Below are 10,652 nucleotides of genomic sequence, written 5' to 3'. Positions count from 1 at the left end.
GTCGCTTCAGTCGGATCAGGCGGTAGGCGAAGTTCGGGAAGTTCAGTCGGAGCGGCCACGCCGGTAGCGGGCGGTGAGCTGGTCGCCGAGGATGCCGACGTTGATGATCAGGAGGGACAGGGCGATGCCGGGCAGGGTGGAGATCCACCACTGGGCTTCGAGGTACTCCTTGCCGTTCGCAATGGTCTGCCCCCACGACACGGTCGAGGGGGGCAGCCCGATGCCGAGGAAGCTGAGCCCCGCCTCCGCCAGCACCACCAGCGCGAATTCGAGCGTGGCGAGGGCGACGATCGGTCCCGCCGTGAACGGGAGTACGTGCCGGGCGAGGATGGTCCGGCCCGGCACTCCCAGCACCCGCGCGGCGTCGACCCAGGGCCGTTCCCTGATGGAGAGCGCAACGCCACGGGTGACGCGGGCGAAGGTGATCCAGCCGGTCGCCGAGAGCGCGACGACGACCAGCAGGACACTGCGGTCGAAGGCGCCCGCGATCACGATCGCCAGCAGGATCGCGGGAAACGCCAGCAGGATGTCGAAGACCCGGGCAAGTACGGCGTCGACGCCGCCGCGGAAGTAACCGGCGACGGCGCCGAGGACGACCCCGACGAGACTGGAGATCGCGACCGTGGACGCGCCGATGAGCACCGACGTCCTGGCCCCGAAGACGATCTGGGCCAGCACGTCACGGCCGAGCCCGTCCGTGCCGAACCAGGCCGTGCCTCCGGTGGACGTCTCGGAGCCGGGAGAGAGCAGCCGGTCCTCCAGAGACGTGTGCACCGGGTCGTAATCGATCAGCAGCGGTCCCACGACGGCGACCAGCAGATAGAAGCCCACGACCAGATAGGGGATCCGGGAGAGCAGCCGGCGCCGCGCCCGCGGCGGGGCCGTCATGAGCTGTTCGGGGGCGGTGGCGATGTTGGCCATCAGACAGCTCCCGTCCGGATACGCGGATCCAGCTGGGCGACGAGCAGGTCGGCCATCAGGTTGAGTACGACGACGATGCCCGCGATCAGGAGGGTGACGCCTTGCACGACGGCGTAGTCGCGGTTGGCCACCGCGTCCACCACGAGCGATCCGAGGCCGGGCCAGGCGAAGACGTTCTCGACGATCACGGCGCCGCCGACCAGGGCCCCGACCTGGACGCCCACCACGGTCACGACCGGGATCAGCGAGTTGCGCAGGACGTGACCGAGAAGCACCTGGCGCTCGGTCAGCCCCTTGGAGCGCGCGGTCTGGACGTAGCCCTCGCGCATCGTCTCCGCGACACTCGTCCGGGTCAGCCTGGCGATGATCGCGATGAACGGGAACGAGAGGGTGACGGCCGGCAGCACCAGATGCTGGGGCGTGCCGACCCCAGAACTGGGCAGCAGGCGCAGGCCCAGGGCGAAGACCAGCACCAGCATGATGCCGATCCAGAAGGTGGGGAACGACTGGAGGGCGATCGTGCAGGCCGAGACCACCCGGTCCAGCAGCCCGCCCGGCCGTCCGCCGGCCAGCATGCCGAGCGTCAGTCCCACGATCACCGCGATCGCGGTGGCCGTCAGCGTGAGATCGATCGTGGCGGGCAGCCGGTCGAGGACCGCCTCCATGGCGGGCCTGCCGAGCCGGTGCGACTCGCCGAAGTCGAGCCGGGAGACATCGCCGAGGTAGCTGAGGTACTGCGCGCCGAGCGACCGGTCGAGTCCGAGAGAGACGCGCAGGCGGTCGATCTGGGTCTGGTCGGCGTCCGGGCCGAGCAGCACCGTCGCGGGGTCGCCGGGCGCGGCCCGGACGATGAGGAAGATCAGCGAGGCGGCGCCCCACATCACGAAGACCCCGATGAGCAGCCGGTGCACGATCATTCGGATCATGTCCTCGGCCTCCCGTCGGGCTCGGGGTGAAGGGGGACGGGATCGGTGGCGACCGGACGAGTGAGGATCGGGCCGCCGGTACGGACCGGGCCGATCGAGTCACCCGGTACGAACTCGCAGGGCACCGTCAGCTGTCGCGGCTCAGGGGTCTCCTGGTCGAGCAGTTCGATCAGCACCCGCACGGCCTCGCCCGCCATCTGGGTGCGGGGCAGCGAGAACCGCGTCCAGTTCCGCAACTCCGGTATCCAGGACGGCGGATCACCCAGCAGGGCCAGCGAGCAGTCCTCCGGGAACCTGACCCGTTCCGTGCTGGCCATCGTCGCCAGCGCCTCGGTGAGCCGGTTGTCCTCGGTCGGCTCGACCAGCAGCGCGGTGATCCCGAGCTCGCGGATCCACCCCTCCAGCCGCTCGATCGACAGGTCCGCCGGATCGGCCAGGCTCCGGATCAGCGCCTCGTCCAAGGCGATGCCGGCCTCGGCCAGCCCGCGCCGGTATCCCTCCTCGCGGTCCCTGGTGGGCTCGCTGTCTTCCAGGGCCCGCAGATACAGGATCCGCCGGTGGCCGAGTCGCGCCAGCTCGGCGACGAGCGCCGCGGTCGCCGAGACGTAATCGGCCGCCACGTAGGAGAGTTCACCGTCGTCCACCTCGCGGCGTCCGACGAAGACAAAGGGGAAGTCCTCCCGGACCAGCGCCGACAGCTCCTCGCGACGGACGTTCCTGCCGAGCAGGACGCAACCGTCCGCAATCTTCAGCCGGTTGGCCCCACCGACGAAGATCGACCGCTCGGCCCTCGAAGTACCGGATTCGCCCATGCCGGAACTGAACAGCAGCAGGTCGTAACCCTGCCGCGCCGCCTCTGCCTCCACGCCGAGCAGGAACGGGTAGTAGAAATCGCGCTGGTCGGTCGGGAACACCGACTCGAAGGTGTAGAGCCCGAGCAGCCGGTTCCGGCCGCCTTTCAGACTGCGCGCGGCGACATTGGCCGCATAGCCCAGTTCCTCGGCCGCCGCCAGAACGGCCCGGCGTGTCGATTCCGCGATCTGGCTACTCGCCGCGCCGCCGCTTATCACCAGCGACACCGTTGCCTGGGAGACGCCGGCGCGCCGGGCGATGTCCCGTTGGGTGGACCGTCGACGCCGTTCGGGAGGGGCCATGAGCACTCCCAACTAATACGTATTAGCAAGTGCCGCAAGACGCTACTCGGATGCCACGAAACGCGTCAAGAGTCGTGAACGGCCTTTGTCCAGCTCATTTCTGACAGATGATCTGATCATGCCGCGTGACAGGATTCGCCATCCGGACGCACGGGCGAGCCATGGCACGCGGGCGCGATATTCAGGAGCATCGGGACGACCGCATTCCGTTATTCCGACGTCCCGGTGAGAAAGGGAATTCGATGACCTTCCGCACCATCCCGGAGAACACAGGGAGCGCCCTGCCGCCCGCCCCCTCGGCAGCCTCCGCGGCCCCTGCCGCCTCCGCTGCCGACGACCTCGCGTCCCGCTTCGACCGGGACGGTTACGCCGTGCTGCCGGGCGTCCTGACGCCGGAAGAGGTGGTGGAGCTGCGAGCGGAGACCACGCGGATCTGCCGTGGCGAGCGGGGCCTCGTCGAGGGGGCGCTGCCGCCTGTCGCGGGCGAGAGCGACGACGACACCGTGCGTAGATTCCTGTGCGTGCACTATCCGCACAAGCTGTCGGCGCTCATGCTCGACACCATGCGCCATCCCGCCATCGTCGGACCGCTGACCGAAGTGATCGGTCCCGACATCAAGTCGATGCAGTCGATGCTGTTCGTCAAGTCCGAGGGCAAGCCGGGCCAGGCATGGCACCAGGACGAGATGTTCATCCCCACCCGGGACCGGTCGCTGACCGCCGCCTGGCTCGCCCTCGACGACGCCACCGTCGACAACGGCTGCCTGTGGGTCCTGCCGGGTTCGCACCGGCCCGGCGTCATCTACCCCAACCGGGAGCACGACGACGCCCGTTACGACTGCACGGTCGAGTCCTACGACTTCCCGTACGACCAGGCCGACGCCGTACCTGTCGAGATCGCCGCCGGATCGGTGCTGCTCTTCAACGGCTATCTGCTGCACAAGTCGCTGCCCAACACCAGCGGGCAAGGCTTCCGGCGGGCCCTGGTCAACCACTACATGCGCGCCTCGTCCCTGCTCCCCTGGGCGCCCCCCGAGGCCGAAGAGCCCATGGCCCAGGCCGACTTCCGGGACATCGTGCTCATCGCGGGCCACGACCCGTACGCCTACAAAGGCACCACCGACATCCGTACGCCCCGGGTGCGGCGCGACCGGTCCGGGGGCTGCGACAGGTGAGGCCATGACGGACAGCGCCGAGCTCGTCCCGCCCCTCGCCCCCACGCTCGTCGCCCGGCTCGGTCCCGCGGTCGCCGACTACCCGCCCGGGTCGGTCTTCGGCCCCAGGGACGCGGGTTCGTACGAGTTCGTCTGGCTGCTGCACGGCAGCGCCCGCTGGCTCTGCGGTGACCTGACCGTGCCCCTGACGCCCAGCGCACTGCTGCTCGTACGCCCCGGTATGCGCGACACGTTCCACTGGGACACCCACCGGCCCACCCGGCACGCCTACACGCACTTCCGGCTGCACCCCGCCGTACAGGGCGCGGAAACCGCCGACGACACCGACTGGCCGATCGTCCGGGACCTTACGGGACGGGGCGACCCGATGGCCGCGCTCTGCCAGTACCTCCTGACACTCGGCGCGACACGCCCGCCGGCCTGGGAGCGGCACGCCGAGGAGACCCTGCGGCTGCTGCTCCTCACCTTCGTGCACGGCCCCGGCCCCGAGACCGGCGCGGGCACGCTCCCGGAACCGCTGGTCGCCATGATGGCCACGGTCCGCGCCCACTGGTCGGACGGCGTCGCCCGGCCGCTCGCCCTGGAGCGACTGGCGCGGGCGGCCGGAGTCTCGGAGAGCACGTTGTGCCGCATCTGCCGACGGCAACTCGGCGTCAGCCCCGTGGAAGGGCTCGAACGGCTCCGCCTGGCGAGGGCCGAGCCACTGCTGTGGCTGAGCAACCTCTCGCTCCGCGCCATAGCAGTCCAGTGCGGCTTCGCCGACGCGTACCACTTCTCGCGCCGATTCCGCGCGGTCTACGGAATGTCCCCGAGCGCCTTCCGCACGGTCCCGCCCGAGTCGGCACCACCGTCTCCGATCGCGAACGGCGCGCTGTCCGCACTCCAGGCTCTGGCGCCACCCTCACACTCGGGTCAGTGATCGGCTGAAGGGCCGCACACCCAGATCGCCGACGTCGATTACCTCCGGAAGAATCAACCTCGCTCCCCTCCCCCGGCAGCATCGACCACATCGACGGAACCCCCGCATCCCGGCGGCGGACTCCCGCAGTCCCGTACCGATCGACGGCTTGACCTCGGCGTACGCGAGGAATGCGAGCACTACATGGCTGGACGCTGTGACTCCTCCCCCCGGATAAGTCCGGGGGGCTTCTCCTGTCGGTGGCTATGCCACGTCGGGAAGGACCAGCCCGGCCCTGAGCGCGACGTTCCAGGCACCCACGCGGTCGGCGTGGTCGACGTGCCCGCATGAGGTGCACTGGAACTTTTCGCCGTCGCGGTTCTCTGCGTCCACGTGCCCGCATGTGGGGCAGGTACGCGAGGTGTTGCGGGGGTCCACCGAGATCAGTACACGAGCGGCGCTTTCAGCCTTCTGCGTGAGGATGCCCAGGAACACCCCCCAACCCGCGTCAAGAATGCTGCGGTTGAGCCCGGCCTTTGAAGCGGCGCCGTTCGGCAGGAACGCGCCGGGTGCCTCGGGGTCGGGCTTCGGCTTGGGTGCGCGGACCATGTTCGCGATATTCAGCCGCTCGTGCGCGATCTCGTCGTAGTCGCGGACCAGGACGAGTGCGGCTTTGTGTGCGTGGTCGAGACGCTGACGGCGCACCTTGCGGTGCAGCTTGGCAACCTTCTCCACTGCCCGGCGGTGCTTGGCGGTGCGGTTCTCCCGCTTCTGGCGGAAAAACGCCTTGAACGCTCGTTGAGCGTCGGCGAGTGCATCGGCGTTGCGCTTGCCGTGCCGGGGGTTTTCGACGTGGGCGCCCTCGGAGGTGGTGAGGAAGTGGGTGACGCCCATGTCGACGCCGGTCACCGCGCCCGTGGCGGGCAGTGGCTCGGCGGGTACGTTGTCGCAGGCGAGGATGACGTACCACTGTCGCCCCTCGCGCTTGACGGACACCGTCCTGACCCGGCCCTTCACCGGCCGGTGCTGGTGGACGCGGACCTGCCCGACGCCTTGCAGCCGGACGCGGGTGACGGGATCGTGCGGGGTGGAGTCCCACCGGCAACCGTCCCCGTTGCTGGGGAAGTCCACCGTGTCGAACCAGTTCACGCCCCGGAACCTGGGGTATCCGGGCTTCTCTGCGGCCTTCACCCGGCGGAAGAACGCCTGAAACGCTTTGTCCAGACGGCGCAAGGTGGCCTGCTGCGACGAGAACGACCAGCGGCCCTGCCTCTCCGGGTCGAACGCCCGTATCTCCTTGAGCTGCGCGGACTGCTGCCCGTACGTGATGCTCGTCTTCGAGGCGTGACGGTAGGCGTCGCGGCGTTCCTGCAACGCGCCGTTGTAGAGGGAGCAGTGATCCCGGAGCATCTCACCGAGGGCCTGGGCCTGGCGGACGGTGGGGCGGAGGAGGAATTTATACACCCGGTGCACGGTCGGCCTGCTCCTTCTGCTCCTTCGTCCAGGGGCGTTCCCACTGGGTGTTGATGTACTTCTCCACCGTGTCCGCGCTGACGGCACCGACCGAGGCGACGAAGAACGATGACGACCACAGCGTGGGCATACGGCTCTTGAGGTGCGGGAACTCCTCCCGCAGCACGCGGGAGGTGAAGCCCTTGAACTGGTTCGCGACGTACGAGGCGGAAGCCTTCGGCTCGTGCTTGACGAACAGGTGCACGTGATCGGGCATCACCTCAAGAGCGACGACCTCCCAGCCCTTCTCGGCTGCCTTCTGCTCGATCAGCTCACGCAACCGGACGGCGACACGGCCGCCGAGGACCCGGCGGCGGTACTTCGGGCACCACACCACGTGCAAGCCCAAGTCGTACACACCGCCGGAGTACCGGCGAACCTTCCGCGTCACAGTCACACGATCACTATACACGCGGCATGCATCTAGTTGAGGCCAACCGCGCAGACCCATGGGCATAGTTGAGGTCAGAACAGCCCAGAGAAGCGATTCCCCCCATACCTGAAAGCACGGGCCCCCTCGCTAAATAGCTATCCGATGGAAGCCAAGTTCCCCAAGGCCGCAGCCCACCTGGACGCCGCCCAGCACGACCTGCTGGCGTTCACCGCGTTCCCGCGCGAGATCTGGCGGCAGATCCCAACAACCCGCAAGAACGCCTGAACAAGGAAATCAGTCGCCGCACCGACGTGGTCGGCATCTTCCCCGACCGCACCGCCCTGATCCGCTTGGTCGGGGCCGTCCTGGCCGAGCTCACCCTGCGGCCTCGACAGCTTCCGTATGAACGATAAAAATGAGGGTTCCAGCGTGGGCGAGGGGGAGAACGTGACAGCCGGTTTCCGCGAGGCACGTCCCTCGCTTGCGCAGTCCGTGACCATTTCGGACGTCGCCGAGGCGGCAGGCGTGTCTCGGCAGACGGTCTCCAACGTGCTCAACGCACCGGACCGCGTGCGCGCCGAGACACGGGAGCGAGTCACCCGGGCCATCGCCGACCTCGACTACCACCCCAACCATTTGGCGCGCTCATTGCGGGCAAGTTCGCCCCGCATGATCGGCTGTCGCATCCTGCCGGTGCACGCGGAAACGGTGGCCGCCATCCAGGACCGGTTCCTGCACGCGCTCACCGAGGCGGGGCAGGAGTCCAACCATCACGTGCTGCTCTTTGCGGCTGCGGATGTCGCCGCGGAGACCGGGCAGTGCACGGCCCTGTGGCGTGCGGGGGCCGTGAGCGGTGTGGTGCTCTACGACATCACGCAGGACGATCCCCGGCCGGGGCGGCTCGCGGCGGCCGGTGTGCCGTTCACGGCCTTCGGGCGTACGGCGGCCAGCACAGAGCGCTACAGCTGGGTCGACGTCGACAACGCGGCGGGATCTGCCTCGGCCGTCGACCACCTGGTTGCCGCCGGTCACCGGCGCATCGGCTTCCTGGGCTGGCCCGAGGGGTCCAGCGTCGGCGATGCGCGGGCGCACGGCTGGCTGCTCGCCATGGACCGGCACGGTCTGCTGGCCGGGAGCCACCGACTCGACGTACGGGGCGACGACACGACAACGAGCGGTACCACGCTGATGACGAAGCTCCTGAACAAGCCCGGCCCACCGACCGCCGTCGTCGCGGCGACCGACACGCTCGCGGTGGGGGCGCTCCACGCGGTGCGCAACCACGGGCTGTACCCCGGTCGGGACATCGCTGTGGTGGGCTTCGACGACTCTCCGGCGGCTACGGCGCTCGATCTGTCGAGCGTTCGTCAGCCGATCGAGGAGGTGGGCCGGCTGGTCATGGCGGAAGTGCTGCGGCTGACCGGCCGGAGTCCCGGTGCGGGCGGCGAACCGCCCGCGGAGCCACTGCACCGGCTCCTGGCACCCGAGTTGGTCGTCCGGGCGAGCTCCACGCCGCTGCAGGGCTCGACCCCGGCCGATTTGGACCCCCGCTCTCTTCGTCTCTAACAGCCTGGCCCAGAGACCCCTCCCCGGCAACGACCTGGTCGCATACCGTCGGCCGTGATCGATTCCGCAGTGCCATCACTTGTAAGGCGACGGTCGCCAGTTCACATCCGACAGGGGCGGCTCCCTCGACACCCGACAGCCTGTCGGCCGGGTGCCGCCTCTGCGGGAAGCTTCCGACTGCTGCGCCCAACCCGCCGGGCGGCCTACTCGAAGCCGAGCGCAGTGTCCGCACGGCAGTTGTCGAGTCGCTCGGTCATCAGGGCGTCGAGGCGGGCCGAGGGGAGTAACTCGGCTCCCCACCGTCAGCCGGCGCCGGGAGCAACAGCGCGTAGTGACGAACAGCCGTGAACACCCTCGGCTCGGGCAGGTCCAACATCGCCATCGCGGCCGAGGCGGTTTCGTGGCGCTCCCCGTTGACCCGGATCTCAACCTCCATCGCGCCGGGTCGACCACCGTAGAAGACCTTGACCCCGTTGAAGAACGGCGATTCCAGGTCGGCGGTGAAGGTGCCCGCGATGCGGTGCAGCACGTTCGCGTCGAGCAGAGCACTCTGCAGACGCTGGTTCTCGGCGGCGTCGAGCCCGAAGCCGACCGCGCCGGAGATGATCGAGTGCCAGCCGGGAACGCCGCGCTGGTGATCGGGGCCCGCGTGGTCCGCGAAGCGCCCGCGCCGGTCGAGGAGTTCAAGCATGCACGCGCCCGCCGTCTGCACCCACGCATCGGCCGCCTTGCGGGGATCGCCGGACATCGCCACGACACAGTCCATGAAACAAGGCACATCCGGCTGGACACTCACGTCCGGCACCGCGACAAGGTCGTAATGGCGGCCGCCCCCATGGTGGGGCGGCGCCACGCCCACCGCCCATCCGTGCGGGCTGCTCAGCGAATTGCCCTTGAGTTCGGTGCCCCGCGTCACACCGGGCGCGTACTCCTCAAGGCTCGCTTTCACAAGGGCGAGGAACTCAAGGTCGGGCAGGCGCTCCTCAGGCGGCTGGGCTTCGCGCGCACGGCGTCGTATCCAGGGCATGCGGTGGATCTTACTGAGCCGCAACCGTGCGCGGATGCCGTCTCGGATCCCTTGGTCCACGGATGACCAGCGGCCGACTGAACGATTCGCCGGACAGGCCTCAGTCCGGCTGTCACCGAACCTGTATCGGTGACTGCCGACAATGCCCAGACACGCCCTCCGGGCCGACAACCCGACACCGACGCTGTCCAATGCGCGGAGCAGATCGGGACTCGCCGCGGCGAGGTTGTCCTCGGCGAGGGCGTGCAGGGGCACACTGTCTGGAGCGGTCATCGTGCTGATCTCCTTCGAGCTTCGACACCTCGAAGATCAGCCGGTGGCCGTTCGTCTATGCGGTCCTCACCCCGACGCCGGAGCAAACCCCCGGATCAGGTCGAACCCGTACACCACTTCCTTGGACGCAACCGCTGGCTGATCTTCTACGCCGCTTGCACTGGCTTGAGGAAGCTGAGTCTCTGGGGTTGCATACTTCGACCCGTTGCCGCTGCAGAACGGGCACCATGCCCTCCGCCGTGAACTCTGTGCCGCGGCCGTCCGGGCCCCCGCTGCTGCCCGAGATCATGCTTCGACCATACGGGCCGGAGCGGCCGCCCGGCGGCCCGCCACGTGATCGGGAGTAATGATCTCGCTCTGCCGAGCCTCCGACTTCCCCTCCCTCGCAGGTCAGGCGCCTGTAGGCCTCTGCCTATCACCTGGGCTCCGGAACCGTTGCTCAGGTTCGAATCCTGCCGGGGGCGCTCGCCGAAGATCAGCAGGGATCAAGCGCTGACCAGGGCGGATACCAAAACAAGGAGCGGGCGCCCAGTCTCGCTAGGTGCCCGCTCTTACCTGTTCCTGATCAGGTTTCACGCGTGAGGGGCACGTGAGCGATCAAGACACCTGGCTGCGCCGCCGTCGCGGGCGGCTGGGGGACGTACCAGTCGGTGCACGTACCCGACGCCTCCCGGCCGGGCAACAGGCGATCACTGTCCACGGTGAAATCGGCGGCTTCAATCTGGACTACCCGCGCCTCACCGCGTAGCCGGCTCTCCGGCCACCTCGCGGGCAGGGGCGCATGTCCTCCTGCCGCGGAAACGACCGCCAAGACACCAGGGGCGTGT

Annotated in this window: 9 protein-coding genes and 1 pseudogene; 4 read left to right on the top strand and 6 right to left on the bottom strand. The window is 68.8% G+C overall.

Features of this window, described 5'->3' with window-relative positions:
- Positions 1–42 precede the first annotated feature (42 nt).
- The 3 genes from ACFYXB_RS36685 to ACFYXB_RS36675 are packed head-to-tail and all read right to left on the bottom strand — an operon-like array spanning position 43 to position 3,001.
- On the bottom strand, positions 43–921 hold the full coding sequence (locus tag ACFYXB_RS36685) for an ABC transporter permease (RefSeq protein WP_389589353.1): 879 nt from the start codon (positions 919–921) through the stop codon (positions 43–45).
- Positions 921–1,847 carry an ABC transporter permease gene (locus tag ACFYXB_RS36680; protein ID WP_389589352.1) on the bottom strand — a complete coding sequence of 309 codons (927 nt, stop codon included), beginning with the start codon at positions 1,845–1,847 and terminating at the stop codon, positions 921–923. Before ACFYXB_RS36680 ends, ACFYXB_RS36685 begins: the two co-directional genes overlap by 1 nt.
- On the bottom strand, positions 1,844–3,001 hold the full coding sequence (locus tag ACFYXB_RS36675; protein ID WP_389589351.1) for a LacI family DNA-binding transcriptional regulator: 1,158 nt from the start codon (positions 2,999–3,001) through the stop codon (positions 1,844–1,846). The genes ACFYXB_RS36680 and ACFYXB_RS36675 overlap by 4 nt, the downstream gene beginning before the upstream one ends.
- Before the next feature lie 242 nt (positions 3,002–3,243).
- Between ACFYXB_RS36675 and ACFYXB_RS36670 the strand changes: the two genes are divergently transcribed.
- Positions 3,244–4,176, top strand: coding sequence for a phytanoyl-CoA dioxygenase family protein (locus ACFYXB_RS36670; RefSeq protein WP_389589350.1), 933 nt, complete (start codon positions 3,244–3,246; stop codon positions 4,174–4,176).
- Between the two features lie 4 nt (positions 4,177–4,180).
- Complete coding sequence (locus ACFYXB_RS36665) at positions 4,181–5,095, top strand: helix-turn-helix transcriptional regulator (protein WP_389589349.1); 915 nt, start codon at positions 4,181–4,183, stop codon at positions 5,093–5,095.
- Between the two features lie 243 nt (positions 5,096–5,338).
- On the opposite strand, the gene ACFYXB_RS36660 is transcribed toward ACFYXB_RS36665, so the two are convergent.
- Positions 5,339–6,547, bottom strand: coding sequence for an RNA-guided endonuclease InsQ/TnpB family protein (locus ACFYXB_RS36660; protein ID WP_389589348.1), 1,209 nt, complete (start codon positions 6,545–6,547; stop codon positions 5,339–5,341).
- Positions 6,531–6,977: an IS200/IS605 family transposase gene (gene tnpA, locus ACFYXB_RS36655; protein WP_389589377.1), complete on the bottom strand. Its 447-nt coding sequence runs from the start codon at positions 6,975–6,977 to the stop codon at positions 6,531–6,533. The genes ACFYXB_RS36660 and tnpA overlap by 17 nt, the downstream gene beginning before the upstream one ends.
- Before the next feature lie 153 nt (positions 6,978–7,130).
- Here tnpA and ACFYXB_RS36650 point away from each other — a divergent pair.
- Both ACFYXB_RS36650 and ACFYXB_RS36645 read left to right on the top strand, forming a co-directional pair.
- Positions 7,131–7,333 (top strand): annotated as a pseudogene (locus ACFYXB_RS36650) (transposase); the annotation flags it as partial.
- A gap of 28 nt (positions 7,334–7,361) precedes the next feature.
- Positions 7,362–8,525, top strand: coding sequence for a LacI family DNA-binding transcriptional regulator (locus tag ACFYXB_RS36645; RefSeq protein ID WP_389589347.1), 1,164 nt, complete (start codon positions 7,362–7,364; stop codon positions 8,523–8,525).
- Between the two features lie 256 nt (positions 8,526–8,781).
- On the opposite strand, the gene ACFYXB_RS36640 is transcribed toward ACFYXB_RS36645, so the two are convergent.
- Positions 8,782–9,825, bottom strand: a complete 1,044-nt coding sequence (locus ACFYXB_RS36640) for a DUF6348 family protein (RefSeq protein WP_389589346.1) — start codon at positions 9,823–9,825, stop codon at positions 8,782–8,784.
- Positions 9,826–10,652: the final 827 nt, after the last annotated feature.

The organism is Streptomyces sp. NPDC002619, assembly GCF_042889305.1.
Taxonomy (GTDB): Bacteria; Actinomycetota; Actinomycetes; order Streptomycetales; family Streptomycetaceae; genus Streptomyces.
The sequence above is the reverse complement of the archived record's forward strand: the minus strand, read 5'-3'. Positions and strand labels throughout refer to the sequence as shown.

Coding starts and splice junctions, on each gene's coding strand:
- ACFYXB_RS36675 (WP_389589351.1), bottom strand. CDS start 3,001: ATGGCCCCTCCCGAACGGCGTCGACGGTCCACCCAACGGGACATCGCC.
- ACFYXB_RS36640 (WP_389589346.1), bottom strand. CDS start 9,825: ATGACCGCTCCAGACAGTGTGCCCCTGCACGCCCTCGCCGAGGACAAC.
- ACFYXB_RS36665 (WP_389589349.1), top strand. CDS start 4,181: ATGACGGACAGCGCCGAGCTCGTCCCGCCCCTCGCCCCCACGCTCGTC.
- ACFYXB_RS36670 (WP_389589350.1), top strand. CDS start 3,244: ATGACCTTCCGCACCATCCCGGAGAACACAGGGAGCGCCCTGCCGCCC.
- ACFYXB_RS36680 (WP_389589352.1), bottom strand. CDS start 1,847: ATGATCCGAATGATCGTGCACCGGCTGCTCATCGGGGTCTTCGTGATG.
- ACFYXB_RS36685 (WP_389589353.1), bottom strand. CDS start 921: ATGGCCAACATCGCCACCGCCCCCGAACAGCTCATGACGGCCCCGCCG.
- ACFYXB_RS36645 (WP_389589347.1), top strand. CDS start 7,362: ATGAACGATAAAAATGAGGGTTCCAGCGTGGGCGAGGGGGAGAACGTG.